The organism is Nostoc sp. (assembly GCF_036917375.1).
In the GTDB taxonomy this organism is placed as follows: Bacteria; Cyanobacteriota; Cyanobacteriia; order Cyanobacteriales; family Nostocaceae; genus Nostoc.
In genome coordinates this window covers 48,379-70,045 of record NZ_JBALDN010000060.1, presented here as the reverse complement: position 1 = coordinate 70,045, position 21,667 = coordinate 48,379, and the positions used below count along the sequence as shown (strand labels likewise).

Sequence of the window (21,667 nt, the reverse complement as noted above, 5' to 3'; positions counted from 1 at the left end):
ACCACTAGAAACTCTTATTTTCCTGTTAAATTAAATAACCGAGAATACTAAAGTTTATATGCATTGTCCAAATAGTGGTCAATTAGGAGAAGACCTAGTAGCCCAATGGTTGCAATCTACTGGTTGGATAATTCTCCATCGTCGCTTTTCTAGCCGCTGGGGGGAAATTGATATTATCGCCGAATATACTAGAAAAGCAGAGGAAGCAGAGGAAGCAGGGGAGCAGGGGAGCAGAGGAGCAGTAAGAGAATTCAGCACTCAGCAATCATTACTGGCATTCGTTGAAGTCAAAACCCGCAGTTCAGGTAGTTGGGATGTCGGGGGAAGAAGCGCAATCACTCCACAAAAGCAAGCAAAAATCTGGCGTACAGCTGGAATATTCTTAGCCCAGTATCCTGAGAAGGCAGATTATTCTTGTCGATTTGATGTTGCTATTGTCTACTGTCAAAGGATATCAAAAAATCTGACTGGGGTTACAGCAAATCAGGAAGCTCTAGCTACTTCATCAGTACCCGGATATAAGTTTAAGCTGCAAGAATATATTCTGGCAGCTTTTGACTCTTCAATTGATAATGGTTAATTGGTAATTGATAAAATATCTTAATTACCAATGACCAATAATTTTGTCGTGGCGTTACAACTAAATAGTCTCACGCTAAAGTTTCTGGACAGTAACCTAAGCCCCGGACAAACTGCTGCCGGAACGCCTCAATTTCGTCTCTTTCTGGGCTACCGTGAGAAACGATCGCTACCTGATAACGACGCATCACATCCACAGGGCACTGTCCAGCTTCCAAACTCCAAAGTGCCATTTGCACCCTCATTGGCGGTTCGTAGCTAATTCCTAATTCATTTAGAAAAGCCCGAAAGTCGCCATCTTCTTGGGGCGAGACTTGACCTTTGAGTTTGATCCTAACCACCCAGCCATCAATTTGATGAATTACGGTGACGAACGAAACTGGTGTCTGGGGTCTAGCGTGGAGGTGTTGAACGACCCTCAGGGTTAGACTGGCATTTGCCAGATAGTACAAGTATTCCATGTTTGTTGGTGCTTGGGATCAAAGCCAATCCTACATATCTATATTCGTCAATCAGTGCCTGTTCCCGGTAGGGTAAAAGCCCCCGTTTTTAGATGGGGAGGTTTACCCAATTTTTATGTTAATTTTTCCGTGTTACTTAATAGTAACAATCTTATAGCCTAGCGGCAAAACTGAGCAAAGATGCCTTAAAGTTCCTTTAGAATAAAAAACTTAACTAAGCCTTTTTAAGAGAGTATAAATACTAAATAAAGCAAAAACTAGTACAAGCCAATTTGAAAGATACTTCTAGCCCACAAGGAAAAGATTTGGAATTAGATTGCTCGGTAGCTGGCTATGACTACACACTACCTCCAGAACTCATTGCCCAAAACCCAGCAGTTCCTAGAGATAGTTCGCGGTTACTGGTAGTTGATTCTCCGACTACAGGCATCGAAACAGCACCTCTACACCATATTTTCCATGATTTGCCTGCACTGCTGCGCTCTGGTGATTTGTTGGTTATGAACAATACAAGAGTCATTCCAGCGCGGCTTTATGGTCATAAATCCACTGGTGCGAAAATCCAGGTGTTACTGTTGGAAGAACGACAGCATAACTGTTGGTTAGCTTTAGTTAAGCCAGGAAAAAGCTTCAAACGGGGAGCAAAGATTATCTTTGAACCAAGGGAAGCGGGTATTGGGCATTTAAAAGAGGCAGAGGGGCGGGGTGCGGGGGGCAGAGGGGAAAATTCTTCTCCCTGCTCCCTTGCTTCTTCTCCAGTCCCCAGCCTCCAGCTAACGGCTACGGTTCTAGAAACAGATGCAGCTACCGGGGGGCGTTTGTTGCAATTTGATGTACCAGAGGGAAAGACTTTGGTGGAACTGTTAGAGGTATTTGGTGAAGTACCGTTACCACCGTACATCACTACCTCAGAAGCAGCTGATGAGCAGTATCAGACAGTTTATGCTAAAGAACCAGGAGCGATCGCAGCTCCGACGGCAGGATTACACTTTACCCCAGAATTATTACAAAAGTTGGGCGATCGCCAAATCGATCGAGCTTTTGTGACGCTACACGTTGGTGTCGGCACATTTCGCCCTGTGGAAGTAGAGGACGTAACTACCCATCAGATGCATGAAGAATGGATTGAAGTTCCTGCTGCTACAGTAGAGCAAATCCGCGCTACGAAAGCTGCTGGCGGTCGAATTATTGCTGTGGGAACAACGGCAGTACGGGCTTTAGAAGGGGCGGCTCAATCGGGTAATTTACAACCATTTTGCGGCAAAACAGACTTGTTTATTTATCCCGGCTACCAATGGCGGGTGGTAGATGGTTTGATTACGAATTTTCACTTACCGCGTTCTAGTTTGTTGATGTTGGTAAGTGCGCTAATTGGCAGACAACGATTATTGAATATATATAACGAAGCGATCGCTTTTGGATATCGCTTTTATTCATTCGGTGATGCCATGCTAATTTTGCCGTCAGCTGTGGGAGTGGGGAGTGGCGAGAGACGCGATTAACCCTTGTCTGTACAAGAGTTAGGAGTTAAAAGTTGGAAATTGGGAATTTTTTCTTTCGTGGTGGGTACTCTGACTTATAAGGGGTTAAAAATAAGTACAGGTCTGCTATTAATGTCTGAAAAATACCTATTTTCTCATTGGTTAAATTTATTTTGTCAGGTAACACTCGGTGGCTGTTCTGCATTTTTGCTCTTGGCTGCACCGACAATTACTAATTTCCCAGTTAGCAAGCTGCTGGCAGAAACTGCAATTTCTCAGGATCTCGAAGCAGCTAGCTTTTTCCAGCAAGGAGTTACGCGCTATAACCGCCAAGACTTACAAGGTGCAGAATATGCTTTTCAAAAAGCTTTGCAGCGAGATCCTAACCTTGGGGCAGCACGGAATTATCTGGGTAATATATTGATAGAGCAAAATCGCCTGGATGAAGCTTTACAAGAATTTACACAGGTGATAAAAGTTAATCCCAATTCTAGCGAAGCTTATTACAACTTAGGGTTAGTGTTGCACCGACAAGGAGAAAAAGAGGCAGCAATTACGGCTTATCGCCAGAGCTTGGTGATAGATTCCACAAGGGTGGCAGCGCTGTATAATCTGGGTTTGTTGCTGTACGAACAAGGAAAGTTAGAGGAAGCGATCGCTGCCTACCAAAAAGCAATTAATCTAGATGGCAGCAATGCCAATGCTTATCTTAACTTAGCGATCGCCTTGCAACAACAAGGTCAAATAGAGCCTGCGATCGCCAATTATCGCCAAGCTTTGAAGCTAGATCCTAAAAATGCCGCAGCCTACAGCAATATGGCAAATTTGCTAGCAATGCATGGTCAAGCTCCTGAGGCTATTTCTGTTTATCGGCAAGCTATTCGCCTAAATCCAAAAAATGCCTCAGCTTACTATAACTTGGGAGTAACTTTATATAACCAGGGCGAGTTCAAAAAAGCCAGTGGAGTCTTGAAACGCGCTCACAATGAATATCGCGAGCAAGGCAACATTGAACAAGCCCAGAAAATTGAGCAGCTAATGCAGCAAATTGCCCAAAAAAGTGGGCAACAGCAACCTCAAGCCAGTCAAACAGCTACTCCTTCTCAGAGTTCAGATTCTACAGCACAAACACCTGAGCCACAAACGCAAAATCAACCAGAAATGCCCGCGAACCCTGGCGATGTACCTGTCTCAGTTGAACCACAATCCACTTCAACAAGTCCCGGACAATAAAAACTCAGAGTTAAAGCGATTTGCCCTCATCCCCCAACCCCTTCTCCCAATTTTGGGAGAAGGGGAGCGAATTTCAAAGTCCCTCTCCCAAGCTTGGGAGAGGGATTTAGGGTGAGGGATTTTGATTCATGCAATAAGTCTATTCTCTACTTGAGGTTACGTCTGAGTAAAAGTTGCACACGGCATAACTCCTAACTTTTAATTCCTAACTCCTAACTTTTTTAAATCGGCAAACGATTAATATCTTTATTGCAACCAATAACAACCATTGCTGAACCACGCTCTAAACGCTTGTTAGCGTCAGGATTAATTTGAAATTTCCCATCCTGGCTTACTGCTAGCAAATTTAAACCGTAGCGGTTACGAAGTTGAAGTTCGGTGATGGTTTTGCCGTGAAATTCATCAGGCACAATCAATTCTACAATACTGTTATCTGGGTCGAGGTCAAACCGATCTAGAATTGCTGGTTTGGTAAGAGTACGCGCTAGGGCACAACCCGCTTCATACTCAGGAAAAACAACGTGATCTGCTCCTACTCGCCGCAACAGTTTACGGTGAACTTCACTAGAAGCTTTAGCAACTACATGAGGTACACCAGCCTCTTTCACATTTAGGGTGGTTATGATACTTTCTTGAACGTAGTTGCCAATCGCGACAATTACAGTATCAAATTCAAAAATTCCAGCTTCTTTGAGTGCGGCTGGTTCTGTAGAGTCTAGTTGCAAAGCATGACCAACTATTCCCTCAGTTAATGCTTCTGAAACTCGTTTTTCATCAATATCTGTTGCCAGCACTTGATAACCAAAATTGTGCAGTGTAGAACAGACAGACCTACCAAAACGACCTAACCCAATTACAGCAAATTGGTGGTTATCTTTACGTAAACTGCGAAAAAAACTTAATGATGACAGATTCACCCTTTTTATCCTTATGATGGCTCCCTGTATTTAGGGCAAATAACGGTTATACCGCTTGAATTAAAATTTTATTATTGCCTGACAATGTATATTTTATCAGTTTGGGCATTAGTTATTATTTTTCCTTCATTTTTATTCCCTGTCCCTAATTATCCCACGAGTAAATTTTCTTCAGGATAGTGAATTCTGGTAGGGCGGGGATCTCCTAGTACGGCAGACATCAGTAGTAAAACGCCTACTCTTCCAACGTACATAGTGATGATTAAGATGAGCTTTGCTGCTGTAGAGATAGTTCCTGTAATGCCTGTAGAAAGACCCACGGTAGCGAAGGCTGATACTACTTCAAACAAAATTTGAATAAAATCTAGTTCTGGATCTGTGAGGCTAATTAAAATCGTGGCTAAAATCACGGCAGCTACCGATCCTACTAACACACCTACAGCTTTTAAAATTAAAGTTATTGCTATCTTGCGATCGTATAACAAAACTTCTTCTTTCCCTCGAAGAATCGTTTTTGTACAACTGGTTAGAACTCTCAAAGTTGTTGTTTTCAAACCTCCCCCTGTACCGCCTGGACTTGCACCAATAAACATCAGCGCAATTGTAATAAATAGACCAGCAGTGGTCATTTTGCTAATATCGATGGTGTTAAAACCAGCAGTTCTGGGAGTAACTGATTGAAACCAAGCTACTAATATCTGGTCGCGAAAATTTAGAGAACCAAATGTTTTAGGGTTTCTAATTTCTATACAGAAAAAGGCTATTGTCCCTATTGCTAATAATATAATGGTTGTGCTGGTTGCAACTTTGAAATCAAGTGATAACAATTGCTTTTTAAGAGATTTTCGGGAAATGCGATCGCGCAACCAAAGATACATTTCCAAAATTACCTGATAGCCGATTCCCCCAAAAATAATCAACATGGTAATGGTGAAGACTACTAAGAAGGATGACTGATAGCCAATTAAGTTATCTTTAAACAAACTAAAACCAGCATTGTTCCAAGCATTGATACTATGAAAAATCGCTAACCAAAGTCCTTTACTCCACCCATATTCTGGAACAAAAGCTGGTAGAAGTAAGAAGACTCCGGTAATTTCAAAAATTAAAGTTGTGGCAATAATTGAACGGATAACTTGGGAGCTACCGCTCATCCCTGGTCGGTCTAAAGCTTGTTGAATGGCTATTTTTTGCCGCATATCAAACTTACGACCAATGAGCAAAATCAGAAATGTAGTGGTTGTCATGTAGCCCAAGCCGCCAATCTGAGCTAATAGGGCAATAAATAACTGGCCCCAAAAGGAAAAATAAGTACCAGGATCGACTACTGATAAACCTGTGACACAAACTGCGGATGTGGAGGTAAATAGTGCCACAATCAGGTTATTCCATGTACCATCGCTAGTTGAGAAAGGCATCATCAATAGGATAGTACCAACAGCAATGACAGCCAGAAACCCCAAACAAATTGTGCGAGCGACAGTCATAATTAATTCAAAATTCAAAATTCAAAAAGTCAGATTTAAAATGGCTTGCTAGATGCTTTAAGCTATAGCCCGATTTGGGAGAATTGACATAAATTCGACTCAGTAAAGTTTATTAAGGTAAAAGTGAGAAATTTTTCCCAGGAGGATAAATCTCGGCTTACTTTCTCTGGAAGTAAAAATACCCTTATTTAATTAAAAACATACATGGTAGCCTTACCTGTATGTTTTTTTGAATTTTACTTCGTCTCAATACTACTTTTTTCATGAGTGCAACACTTTACCAGCAAATTCAGCAGTTCTACGATGCTTCCTCTGGTCTGTGGGAACAGATTTGGGGCGAACACATGCACCACGGCTACTACGGTGTCGATGGCAGCCAGAAAAAAGACCGCCGTCAAGCTCAAATTGATTTAATCGAAGAACTGCTCAATTGGGCGGGGGTACAAGCAGCAGAAAATATCCTCGATGTGGGTTGTGGGATTGGTGGTAGTTCTTTATACTTGGCAGAAAAGTTTAATGCTAAGGCTACAGGGATTACTTTGAGTCCTGTGCAAGCTGCTAGAGCAACGGAACGCGCAACGGAAGCGAATTTGACTTTGAGAACTCAGTTTCAGGTCGCCAATGCTCAAGAAATGCCCTTTGCTGATAATTCTTTTGATTTGGTTTGGTCGCTGGAAAGCGGCGAACACATGCCAGATAAAACTAAGTTTCTCCAGGAATGTTATCGGGTGTTGAAACCTGGTGGCAAGTTAATTATGGTGACTTGGTGTCATCGACCGACTGATAAGTTACCACTGACGCCGGATGAGGAAAAGCATTTGCAGGATATTTATCGGGTGTATTGTTTGCCTTATGTGATTTCTTTACCAGAGTATGAAGCGATCACACGTCAACTTCCATTAAACAATATTCGCACCGCCGATTGGTCAACCGCCGTCGCCCCCTTTTGGAATGTAGTCATTGATTCGGCATTTACTCCCCAAGCACTTTGGGGCTTACTCAATGCCGGTTGGACTACCATTCAAGGGGCGTTATCGCTGGGGTTGATGCGTCGCGGTTATGAACGCGGGTTAGTTCGGTTTGGCTTGTTGTGCGGGAATAAGTAGAAGCAAGACCGCGCTGTTTTACCACAGCGCGATCGCACTACAATTTAATAAATTCAATGACTGGCTACATGGTATCGATTCCGATTACCCTAGCAGCTTGCCCACCGCCAAAAGTTAAAGTCTCAAGGAAGGATGAGTTTTATTTTAAAAAATTTGGATAAAATATCTCCTGAAGAATTACAGTCTATCCGCTAACAAGCTCAAGACTGGCACGCTCAGTTGTAGTTTATTGCAAGGTATTAAAATAATTAGTAATTCGTAATTAGTAATTATATGATTTTAGACTAATACCCTTGAGATCAAATATTTTGCCTATCGATTACGCTTATAGCATCGGTGAGAGGTTAAGGTAATTGCACTTTTGTCATTTCTTGTTAACCTCTCATCGATGACTGCTACTGCCCAACAGCTTTCAATCATGCGTATGTTATGTAGGCAAAAATTCAAGTGATTTCACGAACCTTACTGTCCTGTAAAATTTCCTATAACCCCACCAGCTTCGAGCGAACACGAAAAGATTGGACCTGTGCCCTCATAGACATAAAGATCGCCAAGGTTCAGGGTTTGCCAAACTTTTGGCCCAGAAGTAGTGTAAATTATAGGACCAACGAAGGCTGCGTTTCCAACACCATTAATCGAAAGTGTTTGACACGAGCTATTATTCCCATAAATAGAGATTGACGTTGGGTGAGAACCTGTTGATAGTTGCAGGGTTCCTACAACTTCAACACTGTAACTACAGTTATTAATAATTCCCCCATAACTCGAAGTGCTTAAACATGAATTGTCTTTGGGAAAGGAATTCTTCATAGTAGCTCCTGGTCCCGTTACTGCCAAAGCTTGGTTCGCCACTAAGCTTATAACTCCAGCCAACATACTCACCAAATAACCTTTTATAAAAAACCGCATTATTCTTAACTCCAATTTTGTAACTTATTTCAGTTTCATAATTGAATTTACCTAAGAATTAAGCACGTTTTTGACAAAGTTATTCTGTCGTTACAATACTTTTTCATAACTTTTTCATATAATATTTAAGCTATCAAAGACTTTGAAAATAATGATAATCAAAAAGAGGCAGAGGAGTGTGACTGAAAATCACATCCTCTTCCTCTCCATCACACGATTATCATTTTCACTAAGCTTAATTTGAGTATTTTAACTCATTGACAAAAAATGCTTTTTATTAAGGAATCACGGATGCGCTTGTAGAGACGTTGTATTGCAACATCTCTACATACTACTAAATCTCACCAATAACCTTAACTAAGCGGTAAGGAATAAGAGTTATAGAGAGTTCTTGCCTAAGTGATAGCTTAGATAAGGGAATTTAGCGTGATTTCATTCAACGACTGTTACCGAAGCCCCTTCATTGGATGGAGGTACACCAGGTAACTCAAGACAATATCCAGCACCATACACTGTCTTGATATAACGGGGATGGCGAGGATCGGGTTCTAGCTTGGTTCGCAAGTGGCGAATATGCACTCGAATCGTTTCTATGTCATCATCAGGATCGTAGCCCCAAACTTCTCTGAGGATTTCGCTGGGAGAAACTGTTTGACCGTGGCGTTGCAGCAAGCAGTGAAGTAGCTCAAATTCCAAGTGAGTCAATTTCACTGTCTCATTGAACCATATTGCCTCAAATCTTTCGGGAACGAGGGTTAATGAGCCATAGTTGAGAATCTCACTGTGCTTTGCGGCTTGGGGAATCCGGTCAGTCCGCCGCAAAAGTGCCCGCACCCGCGCCAGCAGTTCTTCAACTTCAAAAGGTTTGGTGAGGTAGTCATCTGCGCCAGCGTTAAAGCCTTCCACCTTGTCCTGAGTTTGGCTCAAAGCCGTCAACATTAACACGGGAATCTCAGAGGTGCGATCGTCGCGGCGCAGGCGTTGACAAACGGTAAACCCATCAACTCTGGGCAACATTAAATCGAGCATGATCAAGTCTGGTTGTAGCTGGAGAGCCAGCGCTTGACCTTTGATGCCGTCTTCAGCTTGACTAACATCGTAGCCAGCCATTTCCAAGTTGACGGCAACTAGTTCTGAAATCGCTGGGTCATCGTCTATGACAAGAATCCTCGGCATTCTTAAAAAATTATTACTACTTATTAAGGATAATTAACAACCTTTGATAGATACAAAGATTTTTGAATCAATGATGAAAAAGTTTTTAAATCTTACATAAATATTAAGATTAAATGACTGTGAAATCAAGACTCAATTACACGAAATCTTATAGTCTATGATGTGTTATACTCCCCCCTACAATCCGTCTTGGTTTTTACAAAACGGTGTGATGATGACTGTATACACCGCTTTGTGGGGAAAACGTAACTGGCAAAGTACTACTAAAGACCCAGAACCGTCTTATCACGAAAAAATCTTTATTGGTGGCCAAGGTGTGCCAATTTTTGGCTTGGTTGCCATCCCGGAAAATGCTCACAGCACGATTATCGGGACTTATGGCATTACCGGAGAATTAAAAACAGAATGGTTTTTGAGAGTGCTAGGACGTAAAGCCTACGCTCAAGGCTATGCTGTAGTGTTATTTGATTGGCGTGCCCACGGGAAAAGCGCCGAATTATCGCCCACTCTCACCTCTGATGGTTTGTATGAGGGGGAGGATTTTGTTCGCATTGCCGCTGCTGCGAAGGCAATGGGATGTCCGGGTAAATTTTGGTTTACAGGATATTCTTTAGGAGGACAGTTGGCACTCTGGGCAGTGAAGGTTGCTGGCGAGGTGATTAGGGAGGATGAAGATTTAGGGCTAGAAGATAGCGATATTGGCGGTGGTATGGTGATTTGTCCGAGTTTGGATTCGGAGCGATCGCTATCTTATCTAGTTACAAAGCCCTTCGGTAGATATTTGGAAGCGGGGATTGCCCAAAATTTAAAAAAACTGGCGTGGCGAATCCATGATGCCCATCCTGGAAGCCTTGACCCAGAAGCGATTGAACGGGCGAATAGCATTTGGGGTTTTGACAATGAACTGGTAATTAAGCGACTTGGTTTTCCTTCTGTGGAAGCATATTACCAAGCTAGTAGTGCTTTACAAATATTGCCGCAAATCTCAAAACCGACTTTGATTTTATATGCTGCCGATGACCCACTTTTTGACCCAGCTATCATACCGGAATTAGAAGAAGCGTGCGATCGCAATCCCGCAATAGATTTGTTACTTACTCAATACGGCGGTCATGTTGGCTATTTGAGTAGTAAAGAGTGCCAGCGTCAAGTACAAGACCCCGATCTTTGGTGGGCATGGAATCGGGTTTTACAATGGTTAGAGCAACAACGAACAAAGTGATAGGTCAGACGATATTCTAGTTGCTAAGATGCTCGACAGATGGAGTCGTATTGCTTAGAAGCCCAAAATAGAGAGGATGGCATTGACCCAGAAGCTACCACAATATCATTGGTAAACCAGCAATAACAGAAGCAATACCCGTCCAGAGAGTAAAACGCGCAATATCTAACTCATCCAAAGCAACGCTCATTTGCCTAATTGCTAATAGCAGCGCTGCTAGTAGCAGTATAAAGAAGGCAAAGTACTCCAAATTAAGAATCATTCATCCTCACTATGTTCTACAAAAAAGTAGTTCTAATAGGTTTTTAACAAGCTTTGGCAAGGGTTTTTTGTTCCAGATTTAACACTTTCTGAGAAAAACTATTTACCAGTGAAGATATATCTACTTCAGAATACTTGCAAACATTCCTCTGAGTTTTTTGAGTAATACTGTAATAGCTAATGTTGTAGCCAAAAGAAAACTTCCGATTATCTGTCAAGGGTTTTAAAGTATTCTCTCTCAAGGGATTTAACGTGGAGTTGAGGAGTGTATATCTATAGTAATAAAAATGGTACGTACATATAGAGTAAGAAATCACAATATGAGCTAGCAATAGCAATCGCGGCTACCTGTATTTAGGTTTACAACTAGACTTAATATCTAACAACACCTTTGGCTTTTTGACTCAATGAGCGCTTCTAATGAGATTTGGCAGCCTGCACCGACGGATTTCACTTTGCTACCGGATGATATTCATGTCTGGCGCATAGAGCTTGAGCAACCGGAAACACAACTACAAAATTTAGCAGCAACTCTTTCCAGTGACGAAATGGCTCGTGCAGAACGGTTCTATTTTCAGGAACATCGACAGCGTTTCATCGCAGGTCGCGGTATTCTCCGAACTATATTAGGGCGCTACTTGGGTATCCAGCCGTTACAAGTGGAGTTTAATTATCAACAGCGTGGCAAACCAGTATTAGCAGATAAATTTGCCGATAGTGGACTGGCGTTTAACTTGTCTCATTCTCAAGGGTTGGGTTTGTGTGCGGTGAATTGTACTTGCCCAATTGGTGTAGACCTAGAATATATTCGCCCGATGTCCGATCTGGAAGCTCTTGCCAAACGGTTCTTTTTACCGAGAGAATATGAAATGTTGCGATCGCTATCTCCCAACCAGCAGCAAGAGGTATTTTTCCGTTACTGGACTTGTAAGGAAGCTTATTTAAAAGCAACTGGAGACGGACTATCCCAGTTAGAGCAAGTTGAAGTGTCGCTGACTCCTACAGAACCAGCCAAGTTACAGATAACTGAAGACTGGAGTCTTTTTGAACTAGTACCTACTAATGATTATGTTGCTGCCGTTGCCATAGCAAATTATGGCTGGAATTTAAAATGCTGGCAATATTGATCTTGACTAAGCTTATCTCGTGGGTAAAAAAAGAGAGATATTGCGGAAAAATCACAAATGACCAATGACAACCAGCTTACTTATCTTCCTGCATATTTCTCACAATTTTTGTCACCAGTTTTCTAGGTACAAATCTGACGCTTTTTGCAAGTAGTTTATTCATAAAACCAGGAATAACAATAGTTTTGCCCTTCATTAAGCCGTGAAAACCAATTTCGGCTACAGTTTGTGCATCCATCATTCTCTTACCCTTGAGCAACTTCGAGTCAGCCATCCCAGTTCTTTCATGAAAGCCAGATTCTGTTGAGCCTGGGCAAAGAACTGTCACGGTGACACCTGTACCTTCTAATTCATTAGCGATCGCTTCAGAAAAAGATAAGATATAAGCTTTAGTCGCAAAATAAACTGCCATCAAAGGCCCTGGTTGAAAAGCAGCAGCCGAAGAAACATTCAATATTTTTCCTTCACCTTGCTTTACCATGTGCTTCACGAATAGCTTGGTTAAATGGGTAAGGCACACCAAATTTACCTGTAGCATTTCCAATTCAGTCGCTAAATCTGTTTCGTGAAATAATCCATAGATACCAAATCCAGCATTATTTACCAGCACATCAACATTAATATCAGCTTTCTGTAACTCCGTGAAAATTTCTTCAGGAGCGGTTGATATAGATAAATCCTTGACAATAGTTTTGACAAGATTTCCAAATTTTTTTTGGAATTTACCTGCATTTTCTACAAGCTTTAATCCGTTTCTATCTACTAAGACCAGATTGTAATCATGGGCAGCAAAAAGACATGCTAATTCGTAGCCAATACCACCGGCTGCTCCAGTAATAAGAGCAGTTTTTTTGCTCTGAGTTTGATGTGTTGTGTTCATGTAAAAATGTTGGTAAATTCAACTTGATGAAGCTGTATTGCATTTACAGTAGTTCTCGTTCTACAATTAAGTACGCGTAATATCTGAGCCGACGAGAAATGTCTTGAGCTATTACCCTTTCAACTGCTTGCGTGATGCATTGGATAGATGTAGCAGTCCAAACGTAAATTTAGGACTTATGCATCGAATAAGTGAGGCATTAAAGAAGTTTGGTTATTTCAAACTATTAGCGCTGGCTTTTGATTACTCACAAAAGCCAGTAGGGAAAATCAAACTTTTATGCCCGACACTAACCATTCTATCCTCGATTGCTTCTGTCAAGGGGTGAATACTAAAAATTTACATGATTGAGCATAAAAAAACAGGGCAATTATATTGCCACTGTTGGTATATAAGTTGTTGCTGGCATCTGAAATATTAACTATTCAGCAGTACTGAGTTTTAAAAAACATCGACTAAATAAAATTGTTTTGTTGTAGTTGTAGGGTGTGTTACGGCTTCCGTAACGCACCGAAATTATTCGGGATAGTGCGTTATGTTCCTAACACATCCTACGCAAGTTGTGAACTCCTAAGCGAGATTCAAGAAACCGCTTTGAATCAAGTAGGCAGTATAAGTCATAAACAATTGAGAGTCAATTGGAGGACAAACAATAGAACTACCTGCTAGTGCCTGGAGAGTATCTTGGCAGCTGATATGAGGTCTTCTAGCTTGCAAGTACAAATCAGGAATAGTTAGTTGTTCATCAGACCAACGTTCCAGTAAAAATGGTCGCAGAGTGTATAAAGGATTGTCAGCAGAAGTGACGTTATTGATTAACTCTGATTGCCATTTTTCGTAAGGAATCATCTCAACTGAATAACCAAAAGAGCGTATCCACTCAACTAGCATTTTCAAAGCGGCGGGTTGGGGATGTTGTAAATTGAAAGCTTTACCTATAAATTCTTTTTGCCGTGATAGATAAACGATCGCTTTACTTACATAGTCCACAGGTGACATATCCAACATATAATCTACATCAGGGAAATATCCCATTTGTAGACAGCCCTTGGTCATCAAATTGATAAAATCATGTGTGTTACAAATGCCTGTTTTGCTATCGCCAGAAATCAGTGGTGGTCTGTGGATAGTTACAGGAAGTCCACGGTCACGAGCAATTTTAACTAACTTTTCAGCTACCCATTTAGTTTGAGAGTAACCAAGATAAATACCTTCCCAATGATTGAATTCATCCTGTTCTTTAACAACCTTACCAGCATAAGCAGTTGATTCAAAAACAGCCACACTAGAAACGTAATGTACAGGCTTGACTTTAATTTGACAAGCCAATCTCAAAACTTCTTGAGTTCCTAGAACATTGGCTGCCTTTAGTGCTGAGTATGGGAAAACATAATTCAACAAAGCACCGCTATGATAAATAGTATCAATATTGGTAGCTAAAATTTGAAACTGTTCAGAGCCAACGCCTAATAAAGGCAGAGATAAATCACCGACAATCGGAATAATTCTGGAGGTAAATTCTTCCTGCCAAATTGCATATTGTTCCAGATTCTTTTGGAGTTTGCTTTTGCCTTCTTCAGCATTAGCAGCACGCACTAAGCAATAGATATCCGCATTAGTTTCCTGTAGCAATTCTCGGATGATAAAGGCTCCTAAAAAGCCTGTTCCTCCAGTTAAAAAGATGTTCTTGGGTTCACTTATAGCTACATTAGATGCAGCGCCGGGATGGATGGTGGGGTCAAGAACAGCCTCTGCACCTAAATCTAGAATTGAGGGTGCAGTGTTGGCATTAGAGGCTACTACCTTTGTATCTTGAACTGGCGAACCATCTTGCACTTCTTCAGCTAAACGCTGTGAAAGAGCTTCAATATTTGGGTAATGCCACAGAAGTAATGGAGAGGGTTGAAATCCGAGCAACTTTTCTAAGTTACTGACTAGAATCATTGCTTGGGCTGAATCCAACCCATAGTTTTCTAAATGTTCTGTGACATCTATTTCATCAGTTGCGACTCCTAGCAACTTAGCTAAGTTAGATACCAAAAATATTTGAATATCGTCTGCTGTGAAAGACTGTTTTATAGTCATTTTTAAATCTCCAACAATGATGTAGAACGAACAGGGTGATATTGACTGTAATAATCGGAAGCTTGCAGTCCTTGAATTTTCAAATTTTGGACACGGTACAAAAAGGCTGCACCAGTCATAATTTGATTAGCAACATCAACTACCTGACGATTATTTGGTTCAGATAGATAAGAACCGCGTACCCAGTCATTGAAACCGCCCATTGCCGGGCCACACCAAATTTGATAATCGACTTCTCTACCTTTTTCACCAGAACTAGACCAACGGGAAGATAATCCTAAATACCAACGGAAAATCAATGCCATTTTCAGTTTAGGATTATTAACTGCTTTTCCCAGTTTCTCAGGATTCTTTTGGGATAAATAAGCCGCAGTTCCTTCCCATACTTCAGCAATAGTTTTGCGAAAAACTTGTTTTTCTAATTTCTCTCTTTCTGCAAGTGGGATGCTTTCAATAGAATCATAAGCGCGGTAGAGTTCAAATAATTTCTGCGCTCGCATGGGGAACATTGTACCCCGTTTGAGAACTTGCAATTTGACTCCCATTTCAAACATATCTGCTGCTGGGGCCATTATCATATCAGCCATTTCTGCTTGGGCTAATAACTTTTTGGTATGTTCACAAGCCCCAGATTCAACGCATGATTGATTAATGGAACCGGTCATTATATAAGCAGCACCCATCATAAAGGCTGCTAATGCTGATTGTGGTGTCCCAATTCCCCCTGCAACGCCAATTCTAATGGGTGTTTGGTAATGATATTGTGCTTGAATTTCATCTCGTAAGGCAATAATAGAAGGTAACACACAAACCAGGGGACGATTATCTGTATGTCCTCCAGAATCAGCCTCGACGGTAATATCATCAGCCATCGGAACTTTGGCTGCAAGGGTTGCTTGTAACTCAGTAATTAACCCTTGTTCAAGAAGTTCTTTGATTATTCTGGCTGGTGCTGGTTGCAGAAATTTAGTCGCAACTTCTCGGCGAGAAATTTTGGCAATGATTTTATTTTTGATTTCAATTTGATTGGCGTTATTTAATCCCAATCCAGCAACACGGTAATAAACAATGTTGGGGGTCAAGTCGAGAAATGCAGAGGCTTCTACTGTTCTTACTTGATATTTGAGGTATAAATCCACAGCCCGGCGTTCAATCGCAGGTTCGTTGGGGCTGTGGATTAGATTAAATGCGTAGGGCCCTTGAGGTAAGGCTTGTTGAATGCGATTTATGGCTGCTTCCAAACGTTCTGGAGTTAAACCACCTGCACCAAAGGAACTCAAAATTTGTTCTTTTCCTAGTGCAATGACCATTTCTTCGGAAGCAATTCCACCAGCCATTGCACCGGTAACGTAGGCATATTTCACTCCATGAAAGGAGAGAAAATTGGGATCTCCAAACTGTTGAATGCGGATTGGTGCTGCAAATGTTAGCAGTTCTACTTGTGCTGTTGTGCCATTATCACCAGGGGATAAATAACCCTCATTAGTGACACCGATTTTTCCGGCAACTTTCACGATGTAGCAGGGTTTATTTAACACCATCAATTTATCTTTGATGGTTTGTTTCTCGAAAGATACAGTTTCTAAAGAACCTTTCCAAACCTGGTTTTTGTTATGAGACCAAGCGGAGAAGTTAAGACCATTATCGTGTTTACTTAGTACCGTATCTACGGTTGTCACGGTAGTTATCCCTCGGATTACAAACAATGGATGATAAAGTTGAAATGTGTAGACTTTTTATAGGAGTCTAGATTTTCATACCAATTCTCTAGGAGATGCACGTAATAATTTTTAAACGAACCGCGAAGGACGCAAAGGGCGCGTTCGCGCAGCGTCTCGAAGAGAAGGAAGAAAAACTTGAGAGAGAATTGGTATGAGATATTAAGATTCGTCGTTAAGCAAGTTTTGGGCGCAAGCTAGTTGCAATTGAATTATTTCGCTCATTTGCTGACTGTAATCTTGTCTAGCTTGTAAGAAGGCAGTGTGTGCTTTAGTTATCTTTGAATTATTAGCATTGAGCTTTTGATACTGGGTCTTATTTAAATCGAACATGCTGATGATGCTACTAATTTTTTGAGTTCTGACGGGTGGGAAAGAAACAGGAATTGGCTGTCTAATTGCGCTTGACTCAGAAGATTGTAATTGTTCTCTCGGTTCAAAAACGTTATCAATGATATTTTTCGGTTTTACTTCTTCTAGCTGAGGCAAGATGTTAGGAGAATAATTTTCTTGTTGGGTTATTTGGTTGGAAGTGTTAAGAGAATCTGTGATTTCAGATTGTTGGACATTAGGTATATCTGGATGCTGTATTTTGAAGCGATCGCTCCTAAGATCCCCAGCGAAATTTTCAACAAGTTTACGATTTTCTTCGCTCAAAATTGTAGCTGCGATCGCTTTTCCACCCAAGGTAACTGTTCTCAATGTTGCTTTATTTGAATTAGCAGTGTCTTGGGCTTTGCTATACAGTGGTGATAAATCTACGTTCACCTGATGACTGAGTAGTTTTGCTAATGCTTTGACCATTGCAGCATGGTCATCCATTCCTCTACGATTTAGAGAGACTGTGATATGTTCTTGGTTGCCGAGGATTTTATCAATCCATCGGGAACAGACATTACCCGCACCTGCTTCTAGAAATATTTTGACTCCATCGCCGTAGACACGATTAACTAATTGTGGAAAATCAAGTTCTTGGCACAATCCTTTGGCAATGTTGTGGGCAATGGTATCACTCTCAAGTACAATCGGTTGATAGTCGGCGGCTGAGTAAAAAACAATACCGGGGAGATTTTGCGATGGTAAGGTGTTTACCTTCTTGATTTCCTCGTACTGCGATCGCATCGCTTCACAATGTATCACATGGTCGAAGGGAGCAGGGAAAGAATTACAACCTAAAGTCGCAATCACTCGCTTGCAGGCTGCATCTTCACCAGCAATTAATACTTCTTCTGGTGTGTTGATTTGAGTTAAGTAGACATGATTTTCATGTTTCAGGCATTCTCTAACTTGCGATGGAGTAGCCATGAGAACATAGGTATTCCAAAAATTGTTGTTTGGTGAATCGGTTAATCCCCAATATTCACGCACCGCATTTTTCGGCCCAGATAATTTATCGCCAAATAGAGGTGATGAGTTTAAGGTGTTGCTTCCACCCTCAAAATCACTCCAAACTCCTTGGGCAACCATCATACTAGTTTCACCCAAGCTATACCCAAATACAGATTGCGGCTTGACTTGAAAATCATCTCGGAAAATTGCCGTCATGTATCTAGCAAAGGCAATTTCACTTTCAAACATTGCCAATGAATCATCTAACAATTGCTTTTCGAGAGTTTCTAGTTGCCTAGTTGTCAATTTCGGTAAGCTTCTGGGATAAACTAGTTTTTCAACATCGGCTGCCCGGTTGTAAAGATTGTTACTTTTTAAGTCCTCGAAAACTTTAGGAAATAAGCGGAAGACGGTGCGACCAATACCGATATAAGAATTGACTGCTGCGGGATAAACATAAGCTACTGCTCCAGTTTTACCCAATGGTTTCGCTGTGAAATAACTACCTAGTGGTGTTTGCCAATCTGTGCCGTTTTCAAAGGCATTATTTACACCTTTGCGGGCAGATTCAATTTCTTTGAGTAAATCTTTTGTGTTACGTCCTGTGATTGATAAGACGTATTTTGGATTAGAATGCTGTTGAAAAGTAGCGAATGTCTCGCTGGCGGTAGCTGATAAAGAAGAACTAGCTTCGATGGATTTTTGAAGATGGTTTAGGATATCGGGTATAGTGGAGCGATCGCTAACTGCAATGGGAAACAGATGAAAAGGCATTTGTTGCAAATATCTGTTGTCGCGCTCTTCTTGGCTGGGTTCCTCCGATAAGATTAAATGGGCGTAACTGCCATCTATACCCATGCTATTAATTGCTGCTATTCTGCGTGTACCGCCTTTATCGACAAACCAAGGTCTTGATTCCATTGCCACATAGAAGGGGCTACCTTCCCATACTTGCGGTGTTTTGACACCAGACCATTTGGGTGTCGCGGGAATATACCTGTAATAAAGACAGAGAGCGGTTTTGATTAAGCTAGCAATTCCCGATGCTGTATAGGTGTGGCCGATATTGGCTTTGACGCTGCCCAATGCACAATGCAAACCATTGCCCACTTTCGGATAAGCTTGCAGTAAACCTGTGATTTCGGCTTCATCCTCCTGGGGAACGCCACTACCGAAGACTTCCACATAGTTAACCTCTGTGGGTTGAATCTCCGCCATCTCGAAAGCTTGTTTGCAGACATTGCTGATAGCTGAAGCATCAGGTTTTACCAAAGCATCACTCAAAGTAGAATTACCTTGTGCAAAACTCATGGCATCAATTACTGCATAGATGCGTTCATTATCTTCTTTAGCAGCTTCGTAGCGCTTGAGAACCACAGCACCCGCACCTTCGCCAACCGTCCAGCCATTAGCTTGTTGGTCATAACCCAAGGTATTGACACCCGTATTAATTGGTGCAAATTGGCTGCGGAACAAGACATTTTCCACACCACCGGCTAAATCTACTGCACCCACAACGACTGCATCAACTTCTCCCGTAGCGAGTAGCATTTGGGCAACTTCCAACGCTTTCAGGGCAGAATTTTCGCCAGCGCTAACGGTGAATGCAGGGCCAGTGAAATTCCACAAAGCAGAAATCCGACTCGCCATGATGTTGGCGATGTGACTGACATATTCGCCGATTTCTACTGGTTGGTGAATGCTATCTTTGACAATGGTTTCCAGTTGGGAAAGCTGTTCAGCAGGTAGAGAAATTCCTTGGTTGAGTAAGCCATCCTTAACTTGCCAAGATAGATTCCATCTTTGCTGTAGCTGATGTACGGAAAATTCTGTCTCGGCGGCAACAATCACAGCCACATTGCCACCTTCGTGTAGTTTCGCATCTTTTACGGCGCGATCGCTAACTTTCAGAAGCAACAATTGTTGTGGATTTAATTTCTCTATCTCATTCGGGGGGATTTTGCACGATAAAGTATCGATTTCAAAATCCTTGATATATGCCCCAACTGGTGCTTTCCCGTCTGTTAAACCGTACTCTTTCAAGACATTTTCTTGATTTTCTATCCCGTGCCATCTTAGAGGCGGTAAGGAAGTAAAATGCTGTGTTCCATCATAAATGCTGCGTTCAAAAGCGTCTAAACCATTGCAGTTACCAAAAAAGGCATCCATGCCAACAATGGCAATTTTGGTAGGTGGAATAGGCGGAGTTGATTCAACTGGTTGTGTTGTAGTTCCTTGTTCTAAAATCAGATGAGAATTAGTACCGCCAAAACCAAAAGCACTAATAGCTGCCCGTTTAATTGGTGCGTTATTATTAGGCCATGCTGTAGCTGTTCTAACAATTTTATCAGCGGAAATTGTACCTTTTTCTGACGTTAAAGGTTCCGAAACATTCATGGTTGCTGGAATTACACCATGAGACATACTCAAAATCACTTTAGTCAAGCCAACCATACCAGCAGCAGTTAACAAGTGACCAGTATTTGCCTTAGCAGAACCCACCAGAGGCGCAGCTTGATTTTGACCAAAGAATGTTTCTATGGAGTTGAATTCGGTTGTATCTCCCAGTAATGTGCCGGTGGCGTGACACTCTAAATAATCGATGCTTTTTGGACTAAAATTTGCCTCATTGTAGGCTCGTTCAAAAGCTAAGGTTTGTCCTTTAGGATTCGGACTTAATAAATGCTTCCCTTTGCCATCATTCGATAGTCCATTACCGCAGATAGTGGCGAGAATATTATCACCATCTCTAACGGCATCAGAATATCTCTTCAGCATCACCATCCCAACACCATCGGCGGGAATTAGCCCTCTAGAGGATTTATCTAAGGGGCGACTGATGCCGTTTTCTGCATACCCTTGAACACCGGAAAATAACATCCGCACAAATAGCGAATCTGCACAACTGATGGCTCCAGCTAACATTACATCAGCTTTGTGTGACCATAAGTAATGAGATGCTAGTTTAATCGCATAAAATGATGATGAACAAGCAGCATCCAGACATAAATTAATTTGGGATAGAGATAGAGCTTGAGCAACGATAGATGCTGGTAAACCAGATATCATCGCATTGTATAAAGATGCTTTATTTGCACTTGGTAAAGCAGCTAAATCAAAGTCTTCATCCTGCAAAAGTTCTCTAACAGCAGGATTAATAGCTTGCTGGTAAATTGGAGAGAATAATTGATTAGATAGTTTTGTCGGGAATGACAAATTACCTAAAATTACGCCACATTTTGCCAGAACAGTTTGATTACCCCAATAACCACTTTGTTCAATTGCTTGTTTAGCAGCATACAATGACCATTTGAAGGTGTTATCTAAACTGTCAACAAATTCTGATGGTAGATTGTATTCAGATGGATTAAACTGGAAGTTGCGGATGTAACCGCCTTTGAGGGAATAAGTTTTGTCTGGTGTACCTTTAACTGGATTGTGAAATATTGTCGGATCTACTCCGATTTCTTCGACGGTTGCAGAGGATGTCGAATCTTTTTGATTAACGATGTTTTGCCAGTATTCTTCAGGATTCTTTGCATCGGGGAATAGGCATGATAATGCGATGATGGCTATTTTTTCCACGATTTATATGCTCCGAGTTTGGGTATTTAGCAAGAGATAATTAAAAGGCAGGATTTACGCTGTTCCCCAAACTTTGAAGTGGCTTATAGCAATACTAGAGTTGTGAAAATT

The 21,667-nt window shown here is 41.4% G+C and carries 16 protein-coding genes; 6 read left to right on the top strand and 10 right to left on the bottom strand.

Annotated elements, in window-relative coordinates; translation table 11 throughout:
* Nucleotides 1-58 precede the first annotated feature (58 nt).
* Nucleotides 59-580, top strand: coding sequence for a YraN family protein (locus tag V7K45_RS16310; protein WP_335005152.1), 522 nt, complete (start codon nucleotides 59-61; stop codon nucleotides 578-580).
* A gap of 70 nt (nucleotides 581-650) precedes the next feature.
* Here the strand turns inward: V7K45_RS16310 and V7K45_RS16305 are convergent, their stop codons facing one another.
* Nucleotides 651-1,040 (bottom strand): hypothetical protein, encoded by a 390-nt coding sequence (locus V7K45_RS16305; RefSeq protein ID WP_012412259.1) that lies wholly within the window; start codon nucleotides 1,038-1,040, stop codon nucleotides 651-653.
* A gap of 245 nt (nucleotides 1,041-1,285) precedes the next feature.
* On the opposite strand from V7K45_RS16305, the gene queA reads away from it, so the two are divergent.
* Nucleotides 1,286-2,542, top strand: a complete 1,257-nt coding sequence (queA, locus tag V7K45_RS16300) for a tRNA preQ1(34) S-adenosylmethionine ribosyltransferase-isomerase QueA (protein ID WP_335005223.1) — start codon at nucleotides 1,286-1,288, stop codon at nucleotides 2,540-2,542.
* 111 nt (nucleotides 2,543-2,653) lie between these two features.
* Nucleotides 2,654-3,754, top strand: coding sequence for a tetratricopeptide repeat protein (locus tag V7K45_RS16295; RefSeq protein WP_335005150.1), 1,101 nt, complete (start codon nucleotides 2,654-2,656; stop codon nucleotides 3,752-3,754).
* A gap of 221 nt (nucleotides 3,755-3,975) precedes the next feature.
* Here V7K45_RS16295 and V7K45_RS16290 read toward each other — a convergent pair whose 3' ends face one another.
* Both V7K45_RS16290 and V7K45_RS16285 read right to left on the bottom strand, forming a co-directional pair.
* Complete coding sequence (locus tag V7K45_RS16290; protein ID WP_335005148.1) at nucleotides 3,976-4,671, bottom strand: potassium channel family protein; 696 nt, start codon at nucleotides 4,669-4,671, stop codon at nucleotides 3,976-3,978.
* Between the two features lie 149 nt (nucleotides 4,672-4,820).
* Nucleotides 4,821-6,158 carry a TrkH family potassium uptake protein gene (locus tag V7K45_RS16285; RefSeq protein ID WP_335005146.1) on the bottom strand — a complete coding sequence of 446 codons (1,338 nt, stop codon included), beginning with the start codon at nucleotides 6,156-6,158 and terminating at the stop codon, nucleotides 4,821-4,823.
* Between the two features lie 263 nt (nucleotides 6,159-6,421).
* Between V7K45_RS16285 and V7K45_RS16280 the strand changes: the two genes are divergently transcribed.
* Nucleotides 6,422-7,264, top strand: a complete 843-nt coding sequence (locus V7K45_RS16280) for a methyltransferase domain-containing protein (protein WP_335005144.1) — start codon at nucleotides 6,422-6,424, stop codon at nucleotides 7,262-7,264.
* 462 nt (nucleotides 7,265-7,726) lie between these two features.
* Here the strand turns inward: V7K45_RS16280 and V7K45_RS16275 are convergent, their stop codons facing one another.
* Together V7K45_RS16275 and V7K45_RS16270 are read right to left on the bottom strand one after the other, a co-directional pair.
* Nucleotides 7,727-8,173, bottom strand: a complete 447-nt coding sequence (locus tag V7K45_RS16275; protein ID WP_335005142.1) for a hypothetical protein — start codon at nucleotides 8,171-8,173, stop codon at nucleotides 7,727-7,729.
* A gap of 432 nt (nucleotides 8,174-8,605) precedes the next feature.
* A complete protein-coding gene (locus V7K45_RS16270; protein ID WP_335005140.1) occupies nucleotides 8,606-9,349 on the bottom strand; it encodes a response regulator transcription factor in 744 nt (247 codons plus the stop codon).
* A gap of 157 nt (nucleotides 9,350-9,506) precedes the next feature.
* Here V7K45_RS16270 and V7K45_RS16265 point away from each other — a divergent pair, with 157 nt between their 5' ends.
* Nucleotides 9,507-10,571, top strand: coding sequence for a YheT family hydrolase (locus V7K45_RS16265; RefSeq protein WP_335005138.1), 1,065 nt, complete (start codon nucleotides 9,507-9,509; stop codon nucleotides 10,569-10,571).
* A 94-nt stretch (nucleotides 10,572-10,665) separates the two neighbouring features.
* On the opposite strand, the gene V7K45_RS16260 is transcribed toward V7K45_RS16265, so the two are convergent.
* The gene (locus V7K45_RS16260; protein WP_190893192.1) at nucleotides 10,666-10,833 is read right to left on the bottom strand and encodes a hypothetical protein; all 168 of its coding nucleotides are present in this window, start codon (nucleotides 10,831-10,833) and stop codon (nucleotides 10,666-10,668) included.
* Nucleotides 10,834-11,239: 406 nt separating this feature from the next.
* On the opposite strand from V7K45_RS16260, the gene hetI reads away from it, so the two are divergent.
* On the top strand, nucleotides 11,240-11,959 hold the full coding sequence (gene hetI / locus V7K45_RS16255) for a 4'-phosphopantetheinyl transferase HetI (RefSeq protein WP_335005136.1): 720 nt from the start codon (nucleotides 11,240-11,242) through the stop codon (nucleotides 11,957-11,959).
* A 76-nt stretch (nucleotides 11,960-12,035) separates the two neighbouring features.
* Here hetI and V7K45_RS16250 read toward each other — a convergent pair whose 3' ends face one another.
* From V7K45_RS16250 to V7K45_RS16235, 4 genes are all read right to left on the bottom strand, one after another.
* Nucleotides 12,036-12,839 carry an SDR family NAD(P)-dependent oxidoreductase gene (locus tag V7K45_RS16250; RefSeq protein ID WP_335005134.1) on the bottom strand — a complete coding sequence of 268 codons (804 nt, stop codon included), beginning with the start codon at nucleotides 12,837-12,839 and terminating at the stop codon, nucleotides 12,036-12,038.
* A gap of 570 nt (nucleotides 12,840-13,409) precedes the next feature.
* Entirely contained in the window at nucleotides 13,410-14,924 is a 1,515-nt protein-coding gene (locus tag V7K45_RS16245) for a thioester reductase domain-containing protein (protein WP_335005132.1), read from the bottom strand.
* Nucleotides 14,925-14,926: 2 nt separating this feature from the next.
* Entirely contained in the window at nucleotides 14,927-16,603 is a 1,677-nt protein-coding gene (locus tag V7K45_RS16240) for a PfaD family polyunsaturated fatty acid/polyketide biosynthesis protein (protein ID WP_335005130.1), read from the bottom strand.
* Between the two features lie 201 nt (nucleotides 16,604-16,804).
* A complete protein-coding gene (locus tag V7K45_RS16235) occupies nucleotides 16,805-21,556 on the bottom strand; it encodes a PfaB family protein (RefSeq protein WP_335005128.1) in 4,752 nt (1,583 codons plus the stop codon).
* Between the last annotated feature and the right edge of the window lie 111 nt (nucleotides 21,557-21,667).